This window comes from Pseudomonas germanica (genome assembly GCF_019614655.1).
Taxonomy (GTDB): Bacteria; Pseudomonadota; Gammaproteobacteria; order Pseudomonadales; family Pseudomonadaceae; genus Aquipseudomonas; species Aquipseudomonas neuropathica.
This window is the reverse complement of sequence record NZ_CP071586.1, coordinates 692,051-708,640: the sequence shown is the minus strand read 5'-3', so window position 1 is coordinate 708,640 and position 16,590 is coordinate 692,051. Positions and strand designations below refer to the sequence as shown.

Genomic DNA, 16,590 nt, shown 5'->3' with positions numbered 1-16,590 from the left:
GGAATCTTTTCAACCTTTAAGCTGAGCCAGGGCGCGGTAATCCGCTCCCAGCGTGGCCTGTAGAACCTCTTTCGGATAATCGTCGGTCACTACCGCTTCGCCCATCCGGCGCAGCAGCACCAGGCGCAGACGACCGTCGATCACTTTTTTGTCGATTGCCATGTGTTGAAGAAAATCGGCTTCGGTCATTTCAGTCGGCGGCACCACTGGCAAGCCGGCGCGCTGGAACAGACGAATACCGCGATCACGCTCCTCGTCACTGATCCAGCCCAGACGCGCGGACATCTCCAGCGCCATCACGGTGCCAGCCGCGACCGCTTCCCCGTGCAACCAGACACCATAGCCCATGTGGGTTTCGATGGCGTGGCCGAAAGTGTGGCCGAGGTTGAGCGTGGCACGTACGCCGGTTTCTTTCTCATCGGCGCCAACCACCGCAGCCTTGGCCGCGCAAGAGCGCTCGATCGCGTAAGTCAGGGCTTTCTGGTCCAGCGCGCGCAGGGCATCGACGTTTTCTTCGAGCCAGGTCAGGAACGGCTCGTCGCAGATCAGCCCGTACTTGATGACTTCGGCCAGACCGGCAGACAGCTCGCGCTCTGGCAGGGTTTTCAGGGACGCCGTATCGATCAGCACCACGTTCGGCTGGTAGAACGCGCCAACCATGTTCTTGCCTAGTGGATGGTTGATACCGGTCTTGCCGCCCACCGAAGAATCGACCTGGGACAGCAATGTCGTCGGAATTTGGATGAAGTCGACGCCGCGCTGGTAACAGGCAGCGGCAAAACCGGCCATGTCACCGATCACACCGCCGCCAAGAGCGATCACGGTGGTACGGCGGTCATGACGGGCAGTCAGCAGACCGTCGAAGATCAGTTGCAGGGTCTCCCAGTTCTTGAAGGCTTCGCCATCCGGCAACACCACGGAGATCACCGAGAACTGCGCCAGGCTGCGGGTCAGACGTTCAAGATAGAGCGGCGCAACGGTCTCGTTGGAGATGATTGCCACCTGCCGCCCATGGATATGCGGAGCCAGCAGCTCGGGCTGATCCAACAAACCTTCGCCAATATGAATCGGGTAGCTGCGCTCGCCTAGATCGACCTTGAGTGTCTGCATGTGTCCCCACAGTGAAGATGGAAGCAGGCGTCCTGCCCTGAATTATTGGTTATCTGCGGCCTATAGCGGGTATGACGCCGCTTGCACGCCATCCGCCACAACCTCGGCGGACTGTGACAGGACGCCGAGGATAGCGCATTTCGAGCGCTGCTTTAACGGGGAGGAAGCTGCGCCAGACGATCGAGAATGTCGAGCACCACCATACGTGGCGGCCGCTCGTCGGTTTCCACCACCAGATCGGCAATTTCCCGATAAAGCGGATCGCGGATCGCCAGCAGGTCACGCAGGGTTTTTTCCGGATTGGCAGTACGCAGCAACGGCCGGTTGCGATCGCGCGACGTGCGGCCGACCTGCTGCTCCACAGAGGCGTGCAGATACACCACTCGCCCACCCTCATGCAGGGCCTTGCGATTGGCATCGCGCATGACTGCGCCACCGCCGGTCGCCAACACCACGCCATCGAACGCGCACAGCTCGGCGATCATCGCCTGCTCACGGTCACGAAAGCCGGGTTCGCCTTCCTTGTCGAAGATCCACGGGATATTGGCGCCCGTGCGCAATTCAATTTCCTTGTCGGAATCTTTGAACGGCAGGCGCAGCTCTTTGGCCAGTAACCGGCCGATGGTGCTTTTGCCAGCACCCATCGGTCCTACAAGAATCAAATTTCGCACAGAATCAACGACTCACAGCAATCGCCTGGTTATTCATGATACGTGGTGTGAGAAATACCAGCAGCTCGGATTTTTTCTCCGATACCACATCACGCCGGAAAAGGCGGCCAAGATACGGCACATCGCCAAGAAATGGCACCTTATCTACGACCTTGCTTTGAGTATTTGAGAAAACACCGCCAATCACGATGGTTTCGCCGTCATTGACTAGTACCTTGGCGTTGACCTCGTTTTTCTTGATCGGCGGCACATCCTGCACTTTGTTCAGGTAATCCGGTTCGTCCTTGGTGACCTTGACCTCCATGATGATGCGGTTGTCCGGGGTGATCTGCGGGGTGACTTCCAGCGACAGCGAGGCCTCCTTGAACGACACCGACGTCGCGCCGCTGGAGCTGGCTTCCTGATACGGAATCTCGGTGCCTTTGAGGATTTTTGCGGTTTCCTTGTCGGAGGTGACAACCTTCGGCTGCGAGACGATTTCGCCGTTGCCGGTCTTCTCCATGGCAGTCAGCTCAAGATCAAGCAGGACGTTGTCGGTAATGAAGGCAATGCCGATCCCCGATGTATTACCCACAGTGCCCATGTCGACGAACGGCGAATTGGTGCTGGTACTGCCCGGCGTACCAATGGTGGTCGATGAACCGTTGACCCCGGAAGCGTTCCAGTTGCCCTTGTTCTGGATCGAGCCGCCCCAGCGCACGCCCAGACTTTTGTCGTAATCGACGTTGGCCTCGACAATCCGTGCTTCGATCATCACCTGACGCACCGGAATATCCAGTTGCGCCACGATCCGCCGCAGTTCGTCGAGGCGATCCTGAGTCTGGTAGGCAATGATGTTGTTGGTGCGCTCATCAACGGTAATCGAACCGCGTTCATCGATTTTCGCCTCGGCACTGGTCACCGACTGGAACAGCTTGGCGATGTCCGCGGCTTTAGCGTAGTTCACCTGTAGCAGCTCGCGGCGCAACGGCGCCAGTTCGGCGATCTGCTTCTGCGACTCCAGTTCCTGACGCTCGCGGGCAGCGATTTCATCGGCCGGCGCCACCAGCAGCACATTGCCGATCTTGCGCTTATCCAGGCCTTTGGTTTTCAACACCAGATCCAGGGCCTGATCCCACGGCACATTTTGCAGACGCAAGGTGATGCCACCCTGCACCGTGTCGCTGGCAACCAAATTGAGGTTGGTGAAGTCGGCGATCAGTTGCAGCACCGAGCGCACATCAATGTCCTGGAAGTTCAGCGAGAGCTTTTCGCCGACGTACGCCTGACGGTCAGCGTTGCGTTTTTGCAGGTCATCGACGGTCATCGGGCGGATGCTGACGGTCAGTTTGTTGTCAGTCTGGAAGGTGGAGTACTCGTAGGTGCCACTGGGTTCAACCGTAATAACTGTCCGATCAGCGGTTACTCCGGCATTGACGAACTGCACCGGGGTGGCGAAATCCTTGACGTCGAGGCGTACCCGCAACTTGTCCGGCAACTGCGTGCGCGCGAAGGTGAGGATGATCTTGCCGTCATGCTCCTGGATATCCGGAGCAATGGTCGGGTCGGACAGGTCGATAACCACATTGCCTTCCCCCGCCGTACCACGCTGGAAGTCCACACCGCGAATCGCCCGGCTTTTCGGCACAAAAGCCTTGGCGGACGCAGCAGCTTTAGCGGTAGCACGAGGTGCAGCGGCAGCGGGACGCGGCGCGGTGGCCGGTGCGCCCTGACCGACCACCACGAACAGGTTATTGCCCTCAACCCGCGTGGTGTACGGCGCCAATTGCGTCAGGCTGACAATCAGCCGCGTGCGTTCCTTGGCCTCAACCACAGTAGCGGTGCGCGCATTGCCACTGCCCAGATCGAGGTTCTTGCTGGCCAACTGACTGGCGACACCGGGCAGGTCCAGGGCAATCCGCGCCGGCGATTCGGTGGTGTAGCCCTTGGGTTGTGGCGGCGGGCCGTCGAACGACAACTTCAGCTCGACGCGATCACCCGGCAACGCCGCCACGTCCAGCATCTTCAGATTGGCCGCGAGTACCATCGGTGACATCAGCGCTATCCATAGCGAAAAACCGAGGGTGGAGAAAATCCTGTTCATTGTTCGACTTCCACTATGAGTGCTCTTTCAAAGGAATGGTGCGCGGACGCTCCAGCCAGGCGCCTTCGCCGTCGGGGACGATTTCGACGACATCGACCTGGGTGGCGCTGATAGCGACGATGCGACCGTCATTGCGCCCCAGGTAATCGCCGACCTTCAACCGATGCACGCCGCCAGCGCCGCGCAGCAACGCAAAGGAGCCGGAAGCATTGGCAATCGTGCCGACCATCTCGAACTGCTCGATGTTGAAACCTTCGAGGTATTGCTTGACCCGATTGGGATCGGGCTTGACGTTGCGTGAGCCATGTTTCTGCCCGGCCAGATCAACCCGCACCTGGCGCGAGAACGGACTGCGCAGGTTGGCCGCGCTGTAAGTGAATGTTGGGTAAGACCGGAATGTCGGGGTTGGTTCAATCTTGCCTGCCGGGCGCAGGCGTACTTCATTCAAGTAGGCATCAAGATCGCTGAAGTCATTGCTGCCACCACAACCGTTCAACGCGAGCAGCGTCATCGACAACGCGATGTAACGAGTCGGGCTCATTTCTGCAGCCCCTTGTCGTTATACCGGTAGGTCTTGGCAAGGATGCTCATGCGCAGCTTCGGCCCGCCCTCTTTATCGGCAGGAGCGAGTTCGAAATCGTGCAAGGTGACAATGCGTGGCAGCCCGGCCACGCCACTGACGAAGGTCGCAAGGTCGTGATAGGCACCGGTGACGGTGATCTGGATCGGCAGCTCGATGTAAAACTGCTGGGTGACCTCCGGCAGCAGTTTGATCTCTTCGAACTCCAGGCCGCTGCCCAGCCCCGTGCGGGTGATGTCTTCGAGCAGGCCCGGCACTTCGGTGTCACTGGGCAATTGGCGCAACAGCACGCCAAAGGTGTTTTCCATCGCCTTCATTTGTTGGGTGTACAACTCAAGGTTGGCCGAAAGACGTGCCTTGCTGGCGAACTGCTCCTTGAGCGTGGCTTCTTCCTCGCGCTTGGCTTCGAGTTGGTTTTCCAGGTCACTGATGAAAAAGTTATAACCGAGCGCCAGGACCAACACCATCAACAGCGCCCCGGCGATGGCTTTCACTGCTGCCGGCCAGGAGCCGATGTTGCTGGTATCGAGGTCGTTGAAATCGATGTCGCGCAGACTTTCCAGCCATTCGGACGGCTTCATTGCTCGTCCTCCACGGTGCGGGGCTGGGTCTGCCGTACGGTCAACTCAAACGTGTTGGCCTGATCCACCTGGCCCGCCGTCGTCGCCTTCACCTCGTTGAGACTGGGCGCGTCGAACCAGTCGGAAGCATCCAGATTGCGCATCAATTCGGAGACCCGGTTGTTCGATTCGGCTGCACCGCTGATCGACAGGGTTTTGCCAACCATCTTCACGTCGGTGAAATACACACCGTCCGGCAGCGTGCGCGCCAGTTGATCGAAGATTCGCCCACTGATCTGCCGGTTGCCCTGCAAGTCCTGGATGATGCGCATGCGCTCGACCAGTTGCTGACGACGCGCCTTGAGATCGCTGATCTGTTTGATCCGTTCGTCGACCACAGCAATCTGCTTGCCGATGTAATCATTGCGCGCCACTTGTCGTGCAATGGCGGTGCTGATGACCTGATCGGCAATCAGCACCGCACCGACAGAGCCGACCACCACGCCGATCAAGGCCAGCAGAAAGCGTTTGCGCCGTTCTTCGCGACGCTCCTCGCGCCAGGGTAGGAGGTTGATCCGCGCCATCAGTCGAAACTCCTGAGCGCGAGCCCGCAGGCGATCATCAGCGCCGGCGCGTCGCTGGCCAAAGCCCCGGCGTTGACCTTGCTGCTCAAGGCCATGTTGGCAAACGGGTTGGCTACTTGAGTCGGCGTGCTCAGGCGCTGCTCGATCAGCCGATCCAGTCCGGGCACTGAAGCCGTGCCGCCGGCCAGCAGAATGTGATCGACCGCGTTGTATTGCCCGGAGGCGAAGAAGAACTGCAACGAGCGTGAAACCTGCTGGACCAGCGCCTCACGAAACGGCTGCAGGACCTCGCTGATGTAATCGTCGGGCAGACCGCCCTGCTTTTTCGCCAGCCCTGCCTGCTCGAGGGTCAGGCCATAACGACGCTGGATTTCTTCGGTCAATTGCCGACCGCCGAACAATTGCTCGCGGGTGTAGATGATCTTGCCGTTGTGCAGGACGCTGAGGGTGGTCATGGTCGCGCCGATGTCGACCACCGCCACGGTCAGACGCTCCTGAGAGGCCGCCAGTTGCGTTGCGAGCAAGCCGAACGAGCGCTCGAGCGCATAGGCTTCGACGTCGACAACACGCGCGGTCAGCCCGGCGAGAGCCAGCGCCGCTTCACGGACTTCGACGTTTTCCTTGCGACAGGCGGCCAGCAACACGTTGACCCGCTCGGGGTTGCGCGGCGACACGCCCTGGACTTCGAAGTCGATGGCAACTTCATCCAGCGGATAGGGAATATATTGGTCGGCTTCGATCTTGAGCTGGTTTTCCAGTTCATCGTCGGACAGCCCCGCGTCCATTTCGATGACTTTGGTGATCACGGCGGAACCGGCCACTGCCACCGCCACGCTCTTGAGCCCGGTGCGCGCCTTGACCAGCACACGGCTCAGCGCCTGACCGACACCTTCAAGCTCGGCGATGTTCTTTTCGACCACGGCGTTGACGGGCAAGGGCTCTACCGCATACGCCTCGACCCGGTAGCGGTCACCCTGACGGCTCAGTTCCAGCAGCTTTACTGACGTGGAGCTGATGTCGATCCCCAGTAACGTTTTAGCCTTTTTATTGAAGAGTCCCAGCACTACCAATTCCCTATGACTTTCCGTGAGTTACGGACTCTGTAATACGCATTGCGTTCCTTCACCCCGTCTTGACAGAAGCGCAAATGACGCCCCCAGCAGAAAAGTGCTTATAATGCCCAGCGTTTTTTTCCGCTTTTTACTGCAAGCGCGGATGGTTCTGTGTGTAGCCGGAGCCCCGTCGCCAAATTCATTCTTTGCACTGGATGTCCAAAAGCCTTGATTCGTCTGCTGAAATTTTTCGGTTGGTCCATCGTCGCCGTTTTCTGCGGACTGCTTTTAGGTCTCAGCGGCGCGTTTCTTTACCTTAGTCCGGGTTTGCCGTCTGTGGAGGCTCTGCGAAGCATTCAGTTGCAGATTCCGCTGCGGGTCTACTCCAGCGACAACAAGTTGATCGCCGAATTTGGCGAAATGCGCCGCACACCGATCCGTTTCGCCGACATTCCCCCCAATTTCATTAATGCGTTACTAAGTGCTGAAGACGACAATTTCGCCAACCACTATGGCGTCGATCCGAGCAGCCTGATGCGCGCCGCGACCCAACTGGTCAAAAGCGGACACATTCAGTCCGGCGGCAGCACCATCACCATGCAGGTAGCGAAGAACTTCTTCCTGACCAGCGAACGCAGCTTCTCGCGCAAAACCACCGAAATTCTTCTGGCCCTGCAGATCGAGCGACAGCTGACCAAGGATGAAATCCTTGAGCTGTACGTGAACAAGATCTATCTGGGCAACCGCGCCTATGGCATCGAAGCAGCGGCGCAGGTGTATTACGGCAAGTCGATCCGTGATGTCAGCCTGGCGCAGATGGCGATGATCGCCGGCCTGCCGAAAGCCCCGTCGCGTTTCAACCCGCTAGCCAACCCGGCGCGCAGCAAAGAACGCCGCGACTGGATCCTCGGGCGCATGTACAAGCTTGGCAAGATCAGCGAAGCGGACTACACCGCTGCGATCAACGAACCGCTGAACGCCAGCTATCACGTGCCGACCCCGGAAGTGAATGCACCGTATATCGCTGAAATGGCTCGTGCCGAGATGGTCGGTCGTTATGGCAGCGACGCTTACACCGAAGGTTTCCGCGTTACCACCACGGTGCCGAGCAACCTGCAGGAAATGGCCAACACCGCGCTGCACGAAGGTTTGATGACCTACGACCAGCGTCACGGCTACCGTGGCCCCGAATCGCGTCTGCCGGGCAAGACCCGTGAGGCCTGGGCAAGTGAACTTACCAAGCAGCGCACCATCAGCAGCCTGGAGCCGGCCATCGTCACCCAGGTCGACAAGAACGGCCTGCAAGTGCTGACCCGTACCGGCGAAGAGCACGTCGCCTGGGACACCATGAAATGGGCACGACCGTTCCTCAACACCAACAGCATGGGCGCCAATCCGCGCCAGCCGTCGGATGTCGCGGCGGTCGGTGATCTGGTTCGCGTGCAGCGTCAGAAAGACAATTCACTGAAGTTCAGCCAGATCCCCCAGGCTCAAGGTGCGCTGGTGTCGCTGGATCCGCAGAACGGCGCGATTCGCTCGCTGGTCGGCGGTTTCGCCTTCGAACAGAGCAACTACAACCGTGCGATGCAGGCCAAGCGTCAGCCCGGCTCGAGCTTCAAGCCGTTCGTCTACAGTGCCGCGCTGGATAGCGGCTACACTGCCGCCACGCTGGTCAACGACGCGCCGATCGTGTTTGTCGACGAATATCTGGACAAGGTCTGGCGCCCGAAGAACGACACCAACACCTTCCTCGGCCCGATCCGCCTGCGTGAGGCGCTGTACAAGTCGCGTAACCTGGTGTCGATCCGCTTGCTGCAGGCGATGGGCGTAGGCAAGACCATCGACTACATCACCCGTTTCGGCTTCAACAAGCAGGATCTGCCGCCCAACCTGTCGCTGGCGCTGGGTACTGCAACGCTGACACCGATGGAGATTGCGACCGGTTGGAGTACGTTCGCCAACGGCGGTTACAAGATCACCCCGTACATCATCGACAAGATCGAAAGCCGTAATGGCGATACGCTGTTTCTCGCCAACCCGCCAACCGTGCCTCAGGGCGGTTCGGCGACGGACGGTATCGCCGCACCGCACACCGATTCGTTTACGGTCAACACCACACCGGTTGCGGGCGAGGCGCCGGGCAGCGCGGCCGTGCCGCAAACACCGGCAGTGGCTGAGCGAATTGTCGATGGCCGCACCACTTACATCCTCAACAGCATGTTGCAGGACGTGATCAAGCTCGGCACCGGCCGTCGCGCGCTGGCCATGGGCCGCAGCGATATCGCCGGCAAAACCGGTACCACCAACGAATCGAAAGATGCCTGGTTCTCCGGTTACAACGCCGACTACGTGACCACGGTCTGGACTGGCTTCGATCAGCCGGAAAGCCTCGGTCGTCGCGAGTTCGGCGGTACTGTGGCGCTGCCGATCTGGATGAACTACATGTCGGCTGCGCTGAAGGACAAGCCGCCGCACGTGCAGCCTGAGCCGGAAGGTTTGCTGAGTCTGCGCGTGGATCCGGTCAGTGGCCGTGCGGCGACGCCGAGTACGCCGGGCGCGTATTTCGAGCTGTTCAAGTCTGAAGACACGCCGCCGTCGGTGAATGAGCTGGGTAATGGCGCCGTACCGGGCAGCCCGCTGCCAGCGGATGAGCAGGCGCCGATCGATCTGTTCTGATCCGCGACCACTGAAAAGCCCCGCCTTCGATTGAAGTGCGGGGCTTTTTATTGCCTGAAGATCAAGAGCCCCTCACCCTAACCCTCTCCCGGAGGGAGAGGGGACTGACCGAGTTGTCTAGCGCTCTACATCGACCTGAGAGAGCTGTGTCGATTATGGATTCAAAACAATACGTTCAGGTCGGCGTAACTCCCGAACATCCCCCAATCAGTCCCCTCTCCCCCTGGGAGAGGGCTAGGGTGAGGGGGTTCTTGATCTTCAGGCAATAAAAAACCCCGACTCTCACGAGCCGGGGCTTTCGTTTGAAGCGCTACAACGGCTTAGCCGTTGAACACGTCATCCACGCTTTTCAGCGGGTAGTTCTTCGGATACGGCAGGGTGGCCACACCGGTCTCGATCGCGGCTTTGGCCACAGCGTCGGAGATCAGGGTGATCAGGCGCTTGTCCATTGGCTTCGGAATGATGTACTCACGACCGAATTCCAGCGGAGCACCACCGTAGGCATCGCACACGTCCTGAGGAACAGGCAGCTTGGCCAGCTCACGCAGGGCGTTGGCGGCCGCCACTTTCATTTCTTCGTTGATGCGCTTGGCGCGAACGTCCAGAGCACCACGGAAGATGAACGGGAAGCCCAGCACGTTGTTGACCTGGTTCGGGTAGTCCGAACGGCCGGTAGCCATGATCACGTCGCTACGGGTAGCGTGCGCCAGCTCCGGGGAGATTTCCGGATCCGGGTTCGAGCAGGCGAACACGATCGGGTTGGCCGCCATCGACAGCAGGCCTTCAGCGCTCAGCAGGTTCGGACCGGACAGACCGACGAACACATCAGCGCCTGCCAGTGCGTCAGCCAGGCTGCGCTTCTCGGTGGCGTGAGCGAATACCGCTTTGTACTGGTTCAGGTCGTCACGGCCGGAGTGGATCACACCGGTACGGTCAACCATGAAGATGTTTTCGATGCGTGCGCCCATGCTCACCAGCAGTTTCATGCAGGAGATGGCGGCAGCGCCGGCGCCCAGGCAGACGATTTTCGCTTCTGGCAGGGTTTTGCCAGCGATTTCCAGGGCGTTGATCATGCCCGCAGCGGTCACGATCGCGGTGCCGTGCTGGTCATCGTGGAATACCGGAATGTCGCACTGCTCAATCAGAGCACGTTCGATCTCAAAGCACTCGGGTGCCTTGATGTCTTCCAGGTTGATACCACCGAAAGTGATGGAGATACGTTTTACGGTATCGATGAAGGCTTGCGGGCTTTCGGAGTCGACCTCGATGTCGAAAACGTCGATGCCGGCGAAGCGCTTGAACAGTACGCCTTTACCTTCCATTACCGGCTTGGAAGCCAATGGGCCGAGGTTGCCCAGACCGAGAATCGCGGTGCCATCGGAAATGACTGCAACCAGGTTGCCCTTGCCGGTGTATTTGTAGGCCAGTTCAGGATCGCGAGCGATCTCACGCACTGGTTCAGCTACGCCGGGGCTGTAGGCCAGCGACAAGTCGCGAGCGGTAGCAGTGGCCTTGGTGAGCTCGACACTCAGCTTCCCTGGACGAGGATTGGCATGATATTCGAGAGCGGCAGTTTTCAGATCAGACATTTTGGCATTCCGCTTTTTACTGTTGGACAGACTGGTCAGCGAGGATACGCGCCTCGCAAAGTCCCCACAAGACTGAGCGGTCACCCCTGTCAAGCGCCCTGCCCTACGACTTTGGGCCAAGAGCCACGGCGCACAAGGGCTAGACTGTTCACAATCGACAGAAAAAATGTCTACAATTTTTCTTCAGCGCGGCGTTTGCAACATTGAAGGATCCGTCAACGGAAGCAGCCAGCGCGACTGGCCGGATTGCAATCCACCGCGCCTGGAACGATCAACGATCCAGCCGCGAGCCTCGATCTGCTTGCCTTTCAACGCCTGCAATCGGGCATTGTCAAATTGTCTGACCAGATTGGGAGCAACGCGCAATACAAGAGAGTCCTGCAACTCGATCCAGATTCCGCCGCGATTGCGCTGAACCTTGCTCACACGCCCACTGATCACGGCGAAACCCGAGCGCTGGATCTGCTCCGCTTTCAGTACAGGTGATTGCCGCCAGAGGCCCAGCCCGGCCTTTCGCGCACTGCGTTCGGCGGCTTGCTGGCAGGCAACAAGATCGACATTCGGCGCAACCGCGACCTGGAAACCGAGGCCATCGGCGAGCATTTGCGCTTCGAGATTGGCGCCGCTGGTGCTGTAAATATGCGCGAGCGTACGCCCGTAATGGTCTTTGGCTTGCTTGCCGGGGCGCAAACCGACACGTCCGCCGCTGGCATCGACCAGCGCTTGCAGGCGTTTGCGTGCCGCCACGGCGAAGGGTTCGTCGCTGCGGCCCTGTCTGCCCAGCTCAGGCGTGTTGAGGCCGATCATGCGTACGCTGCGACCGTCGCTCAGGCGCAGCGTGTCGCCATCGACCACGCGCTGCACGGTGACGCTGGCCAGTCCCGCAGGCGCCGGACAGAAGGCCTGCGCGCCGGATAGCCAAATCGCAGACACAAAAAAGGCGCCCGCGAGGGACGCCTTTTTCAGCAACGAGGAAAAGCCCACCGGGCCCTTCAACCTTACTCTGCAGCAGCAGGTTTCTTGCCGAAAGCACCGAAACGGTCTGCGAAGCGCTGAACGCGGCCGCCAGTGTCCAGAGTCTTCTGCTTACCGGTGTAGAACGGGTGGCATTCGTTGCAAACGTCGATTGGCAGAGCTTTGCCGAAAGTCGAACGAGTTTCGAACTTGTTGCCACAGCTGCAGGTAACAGCGATGACTGGGTAATTCGGGTGGATATCAGCTTTCATGGTGTCTTCCTCAGCTAGCGTGCCGCCACCCAACACTATTGTTGAATACCGCACGTAATTAGGCCGCGGATTCTACCAGACCTTTTCAAACACGCAAGCTGTCACCGAGACCGACCGTCTGCTAGGCTCCCGGCCCAATACGCGATTCCTTTGTAGGAGTGAGCCTGCTCGCGAGAGCGGTATTTCAGACGACATAAATGTTGAATGACAGACCGCTATCGCGAGCAGGCTCACTCCTACAAGGTTATGTGCCGAGCCATACCGCCCGTTTATAGAGATCCCCCCGCGTGCCCGACGCCATTCTGCGCCTCGCCCTGCCTTCACCCTTGCGCCGCCTGTTCGACTATCGAGCCCCGGCCGGTGTGCTGCGTGAGCAATTGCAGCCGGGCATGCGCCTGCGAGTGCCGTTCGGTCGACGCGAGATGATCGGGATTCTGGTCGAGGTCACGGACACCAGCGAAGTGCCGGTGGAGAAACTGAAACCAGCACTGGCCCTGCTCGACGCCACAGCGCCACTGCCACCGGCGCTGTTCAAGCTGTGCCTGTGGACGTCGCAGTATTATCAGCACAGCCTCGGCGACACCCTGAGCTGGGCGCTGCCAGTGCTGCTGCGCCAAGGCGAACTGGCCGAGGCCCGACAGGAGCGCTTCTGGTCGATCGTCCCCGGCGCCAGCCTTGATGATCCGCGCATCGCCCGCGCACCGCGCCAGCGCGAAGCACTGGCGACGCTGGCTCAACACCCGCACGGCGTCGCCCATCAGTTGCTGAGCAAACTGATGCTGAGCAAGGACAGCCTTGATCTGCTGCTGGCGAAAAATCTGGTGCAGGTGGAAATCCGCCGCCACGCACCGGGCGCGCGTCACGAACACTGGCTGGCACAACCGGAGTTGCCACTCAACGCCGAGCAACGTGCCGCCTACGAAGCGATCCGTGCCGGGTTCGACAGTTATCACGCGTTCCTCCTGGCCGGGGTCACCGGCAGCGGCAAGACCGAAGTCTATTTGCAACTGATCCGCGAAACCCTCGAAGCCGGCAAACAGGCGCTGGTGCTGATCCCGGAGATCAACCTCGGCCCGCAGACCCTGGCGCGTTTCGAGCAGCGCTTCAACGCGCGCATCGCTCTGCTGCACTCGGCGGTCAATGATCGCGAGCGCCTCGACGCCTGGCTCGCCGCCCGCGATGGCGAGGCCGACATTATTATCGGTACCCGTTCAGCGCTGTTCACGCCGATGAAAAACCCCGGGCTGATCATCATCGATGAAGAGCACGACGGTTCTTATAAACAGCAGGAAGGTTTGCGCTACCACGCCCGCGATCTGGCGCTGGTACGTGCGCGGCAGGAAAACATCCCGATCGTCCTCGGTTCCGCGACGCCATCGCTGGAAAGCCTGCACAACGCCTACACCGGCCGTTACGGCCTCCTACGCCTGAATGAACGTGCTGGCGGTGCCAAGCAGCCACGCTTCCTGCGGCTGGATGTGAAAAGCCGTCCACTGGACAGCGGTATTTCCGGGCCGATGCAGCAAGCCATCGGCCAGACCCTCGCCAACGGCCAGCAAGTGCTGGTGTTCCTCAACCGGCGCGGCTTCGCCCCGACACTGTTGTGTCATGACTGCGGCTGGATGTCCGAGTGTTCGCGCTGCGATGCGCGGATGACTGTGCACCAGCGCTACGGCGAACTGCGTTGCCATCACTGTGGCTACGTCGAGCGCACGCCGCGCCAGTGCCCAAAGTGCAACAAGGTCGATCTGCGCCCGGTCGGCGCGGGTACTGAACGTGCCGAAGAACGGCTGGCGATTCTATTCCCCGACTACCCGGTGCTGCGCGTCGACCGTGACAGCACGTCGCGCAAGGACGCGATGAATCAACTGTTCGCGACGATCCAGAAGGGCCAGCCGTGCATTCTGGTCGGCACGCAGATGTTGGCCAAGGGGCACCATTTTCCAAGGGTGACGCTGGTGTCGATCCTCGATGCTGACGGAGGCCTGTTCTCCGGCGACTTCCGCGCCAGCGAGCGCATGGCGCAGCTGATCGTGCAGGTGGCCGGGCGTGCCGGGCGAGCGGAAGAGCCGGGCAAGGTGATTATCCAGACACACCTCGCTGACCATCCTTTATTGGTGCAACTCACCGAACAGGGCTATTTCGCCTTCGCCGAACAGGCCTTGAGCGAACGACGGGCTGCCGGACTGCCACCGTTTGCGCATCTGGCGTTGTTGCGTGCCGAAGCGCACAAGCCGGGGCAGGCGGAGGGCTTTCTCGATGAAGCGTGCAGCGAGGCTGAGCGTCTGCTGGCTGAGCAGAACCTGAGCGGGATCGAATTGCTCGGGCCAGTGCCGGCACCGATGGAACGCCGCGCCGGGCGATATCGCGCGCAGCTGTTGTTGCAGGCGACGGCGCGGGCGCCGCTGCATCGGTTGCTGGCCAGTTGGTTGCTGGTGCTGGAGCAGATGCCGAGTGGGCGCGCGGTGCGCTGGTCGCTGGATGTCGATCCCGTCGATTTGTATTGAAGATCGAAAGATCGCAGCCTTCGGCAGCTCCTACAGGAAAATGCGTATCCCCGTGTAGGAGCCGCCGCAGGCGGCGATCTTTTGATCTGAATGTCACCACATATCCATAAGCTGCCTGCTAAGGTTGGCAAGCCCGTCTTCGCAACGGATAATGCCCAGTTTTTCCACCCGCGCATCGATGCGCCCGCCGCGCTTGCGGTCGAAAGAGAAGACCATGAAAGACACCATTCGCCAGCTGATCCAACAAGCCCTCACCCAACTCGTCAACGAAGGTGTGTTGCCTGAAGGCCTGTCGCCGGCGATCCAGGTGGAGAACGCCCGTGATAAGACCCACGGCGACTTCGCCAGCAACATCGCCATGATGCTGGCCAAGCCTGCGGGCATGAAGCCGCGCGACCTGGCGGAAAAAATCATTGCCGCACTGCCTGCCGACGAGAACGTCACCAAGGCCGAAATCGCCGGCCCGGGCTTCATCAATTTCTTCCAGAACACCCAGGCCTTGGCCAACCGCCTCGATGCCGCACTGGCTGATGCTCACATTGGCGTGCGCAAGGCTGGCCCGACGCAGCGCACCGTGGTCGACCTGTCGGCACCGAACCTGGCCAAAGAGATGCACGTCGGCCACTTGCGCTCGACCATCATCGGCGACGGTGTGGCGCGCGTACTGGAATTCCTCGGCGACGAAGTGATCCGTCAGAACCACGTCGGCGACTGGGGCACCCAGTTCGGCATGCTGATGGCGTATCTGCAGGAAAACCCGATCACCAGCGATGAGCTGTCGGACTTGGAAAACTTCTACCGCGCCGCCAAGCAGCGTTTCGACGAATCCGCAGAATTCGCCGACCGCGCTCGTGGCCTGGTGGTCAAGCTGCAGGCCGGCGATGCCGAGTGCCTGGCGCTGTGGACCAAGTTCAAGGATATCTCGCTGTCGCACTGCCAGAAGATCTACGAACTGCTCAACGTCAAACTGACCATGGCCGACGTGATGGGCGAAAGCGCCTACAACGACGACCTGATCAACGTGGTCAACGATCTGAAAGCCGCCGGCATGCTGGTCGAAAGCAACGGCGCGCAGTGCGTGTTCCTCGACGAGTTCAAGAACGCCGACGGCGACCCGCTGCCGGTGATCATCGTCAAGGCTGACGGCGGTTACCTGTACGCCACCACCGACCTCGCGGCTGTGCGCTACCGCAGCGGCAAACTGAAAGCCGATCGCGCGCTGTACTTCGTCGACCAGCGTCAGGCCTTGCACTTCCAGCAAGTCTTCGCCGTGGCGCGCAAGGCCGGTTTCGTCACCCATCCGATGGAGATGGAACACATGGGCTTCGGCACCATGAACGGCGCCGATGGCCGTCCGTTCAAGACCCGTGACGGCGGCACCGTGAAGCTGATCGATCTGCTCACCGAAGCGCAGGAACGCGCCTACAACCTGGTGAAAGAGAAGAACCCGGAACTGGCCGAAGACGAGCTGCGCAACATCGCCAAAGTCGTCGGCATCGGCGCGGTGAAATACGCCGACCTGTCGAAGCACCGCACCAGCGACTACAGCTTCAACTTCGACCTGATGCTGAACTTCGAAGGCAACACCGCACCGTACCTGCTCTACGCCTACACCCGCGTCGCCGGCGTGTTCCGCAAACTGGGCAAGGACTTCAGCGAAGTCGATGGCCAGATTGTGCTGGAAGCCGCACATGAGCAAGAGCTGGCGGCGAAACTGGCGCAGTTCGGCGAAGTGCTGAACAACGTGTCCGACAAAGGCACGCCGCACATTCTCTGCACTTATCTGTACGACGTTGCCGGTCTGTTCTCCAGCTTCTACGAGAACTGCCCGATCCTCGCCGCCGAAACCCCGGCCCAGATGCAGAGCCGTCTGCGCCTGGCCGCGTTGACCGGTCGCACCCTCAAGCAAGGCCTGGAGCTGTTGGGTCTGGAAACTCTGGAGCGTATGTAAG

Annotated in this window: 14 protein-coding genes; 3 read left to right on the top strand and 11 right to left on the bottom strand. The window is 60.3% G+C overall.

The window, feature by feature from the left end; genetic code table 11:
* Positions 1–9: 9 nt before the first annotated feature.
* The 7 genes from aroB to J0G10_RS03080 form a co-directional block, all read right to left on the bottom strand.
* Positions 10–1,110, bottom strand: a complete 1,101-nt coding sequence (aroB, locus tag J0G10_RS03110; RefSeq protein ID WP_093430081.1) for a 3-dehydroquinate synthase — start codon at positions 1,108–1,110, stop codon at positions 10–12.
* 152 nt (positions 1,111–1,262) lie between these two features.
* Positions 1,263–1,781: a shikimate kinase AroK gene (aroK, locus tag J0G10_RS03105; RefSeq protein WP_011332081.1), complete on the bottom strand. Its 519-nt coding sequence runs from the start codon at positions 1,779–1,781 to the stop codon at positions 1,263–1,265.
* A gap of 4 nt (positions 1,782–1,785) precedes the next feature.
* Positions 1,786–3,864 carry a type IV pilus secretin PilQ family protein gene (pilQ, locus tag J0G10_RS03100; protein ID WP_220557408.1) on the bottom strand — a complete coding sequence of 693 codons (2,079 nt, stop codon included), beginning with the start codon at positions 3,862–3,864 and terminating at the stop codon, positions 1,786–1,788.
* 13 nt (positions 3,865–3,877) lie between these two features.
* A complete protein-coding gene (locus J0G10_RS03095) occupies positions 3,878–4,405 on the bottom strand; it encodes a pilus assembly protein PilP (protein WP_095047207.1) in 528 nt (175 codons plus the stop codon).
* Positions 4,402–5,025, bottom strand: a complete 624-nt coding sequence (gene pilO, locus J0G10_RS03090; RefSeq protein WP_095047206.1) for a type 4a pilus biogenesis protein PilO — start codon at positions 5,023–5,025, stop codon at positions 4,402–4,404. Before pilO ends, J0G10_RS03095 begins: the two co-directional genes overlap by 4 nt.
* Positions 5,022–5,588 carry a PilN domain-containing protein gene (locus J0G10_RS03085; protein ID WP_095047205.1) on the bottom strand — a complete coding sequence of 189 codons (567 nt, stop codon included), beginning with the start codon at positions 5,586–5,588 and terminating at the stop codon, positions 5,022–5,024. Before J0G10_RS03085 ends, pilO begins: the two co-directional genes overlap by 4 nt.
* Complete coding sequence (locus J0G10_RS03080) at positions 5,588–6,652, bottom strand: pilus assembly protein PilM (RefSeq protein ID WP_220557403.1); 1,065 nt, start codon at positions 6,650–6,652, stop codon at positions 5,588–5,590. The genes J0G10_RS03085 and J0G10_RS03080 overlap by 1 nt, the downstream gene beginning before the upstream one ends.
* Before the next feature lie 216 nt (positions 6,653–6,868).
* On the opposite strand from J0G10_RS03080, the gene J0G10_RS03075 reads away from it, so the two are divergent.
* On the top strand, positions 6,869–9,316 hold the full coding sequence (locus tag J0G10_RS03075; RefSeq protein ID WP_095047204.1) for a penicillin-binding protein 1A: 2,448 nt from the start codon (positions 6,869–6,871) through the stop codon (positions 9,314–9,316).
* A 320-nt stretch (positions 9,317–9,636) separates the two neighbouring features.
* Here J0G10_RS03075 and J0G10_RS03070 read toward each other — a convergent pair whose 3' ends face one another.
* The 3 genes from J0G10_RS03070 to rpmE all read right to left on the bottom strand — a co-directional run bounded on the left by J0G10_RS03070 (position 9,637) and on the right by rpmE (position 12,131).
* Positions 9,637–10,905: a malic enzyme-like NAD(P)-binding protein gene (locus J0G10_RS03070; protein ID WP_090280412.1), complete on the bottom strand. Its 1,269-nt coding sequence runs from the start codon at positions 10,903–10,905 to the stop codon at positions 9,637–9,639.
* Positions 10,906–11,088: 183 nt separating this feature from the next.
* Positions 11,089–11,889, bottom strand: a complete 801-nt coding sequence (locus J0G10_RS03065; RefSeq protein WP_095047411.1) for a thermonuclease family protein — start codon at positions 11,887–11,889, stop codon at positions 11,089–11,091.
* A gap of 14 nt (positions 11,890–11,903) precedes the next feature.
* Positions 11,904–12,131: a 50S ribosomal protein L31 gene (gene rpmE / locus J0G10_RS03060; RefSeq protein WP_016984589.1), complete on the bottom strand. Its 228-nt coding sequence runs from the start codon at positions 12,129–12,131 to the stop codon at positions 11,904–11,906.
* A gap of 287 nt (positions 12,132–12,418) precedes the next feature.
* On the opposite strand from rpmE, the gene J0G10_RS03055 reads away from it, so the two are divergent.
* On the top strand, positions 12,419–14,638 hold the full coding sequence (locus tag J0G10_RS03055; RefSeq protein WP_095047203.1) for a primosomal protein N': 2,220 nt from the start codon (positions 12,419–12,421) through the stop codon (positions 14,636–14,638).
* A 93-nt stretch (positions 14,639–14,731) separates the two neighbouring features.
* On the opposite strand, the gene J0G10_RS30110 is transcribed toward J0G10_RS03055, so the two are convergent.
* Positions 14,732–14,854 (bottom strand): hypothetical protein, encoded by a 123-nt coding sequence (locus J0G10_RS30110; protein WP_256579857.1) that lies wholly within the window; start codon positions 14,852–14,854, stop codon positions 14,732–14,734.
* Between J0G10_RS30110 and argS the strand changes: the two genes are divergently transcribed.
* Positions 14,853–16,589, top strand: a complete 1,737-nt coding sequence (gene argS, locus J0G10_RS03050) for an arginine--tRNA ligase (RefSeq protein WP_220557401.1) — start codon at positions 14,853–14,855, stop codon at positions 16,587–16,589. The two genes, J0G10_RS30110 and argS, sit on opposite strands and share 2 nt — an antisense overlap.
* The last annotated feature ends 1 nt before the right edge of the window (position 16,590 follow it).

Bases quoted from the DNA above. Each gene is read 5' to 3' on its own strand.
- aroB (WP_093430081.1), bottom strand. From the start codon at position 1,110: ATGCAGACACTCAAGGTCGATCTAGGCGAGCGCAGCTACCCGATTCAT.
- pilQ (WP_220557408.1), bottom strand. From the start codon at position 3,864: ATGAACAGGATTTTCTCCACCCTCGGTTTTTCGCTATGGATAGCGCTG.
- J0G10_RS03095 (WP_095047207.1), bottom strand. From the start codon at position 4,405: ATGAGCCCGACTCGTTACATCGCGTTGTCGATGACGCTGCTCGCGTTG.
- pilO (WP_095047206.1), bottom strand. From the start codon at position 5,025: ATGAAGCCGTCCGAATGGCTGGAAAGTCTGCGCGACATCGATTTCAAC.
- J0G10_RS03085 (WP_095047205.1), bottom strand. From the start codon at position 5,588: ATGGCGCGGATCAACCTCCTACCCTGGCGCGAGGAGCGTCGCGAAGAA.
- J0G10_RS03070 (WP_090280412.1), bottom strand. From the start codon at position 10,905: ATGTCTGATCTGAAAACTGCCGCTCTCGAATATCATGCCAATCCTCGT.
- rpmE (WP_016984589.1), bottom strand. From the start codon at position 12,131: ATGAAAGCTGATATCCACCCGAATTACCCAGTCATCGCTGTTACCTGC.
- argS (WP_220557401.1), top strand. From the start codon at position 14,853: ATGAAAGACACCATTCGCCAGCTGATCCAACAAGCCCTCACCCAACTC.
- J0G10_RS30110 (WP_256579857.1), bottom strand. From the start codon at position 14,854: ATGGTCTTCTCTTTCGACCGCAAGCGCGGCGGGCGCATCGATGCGCGG.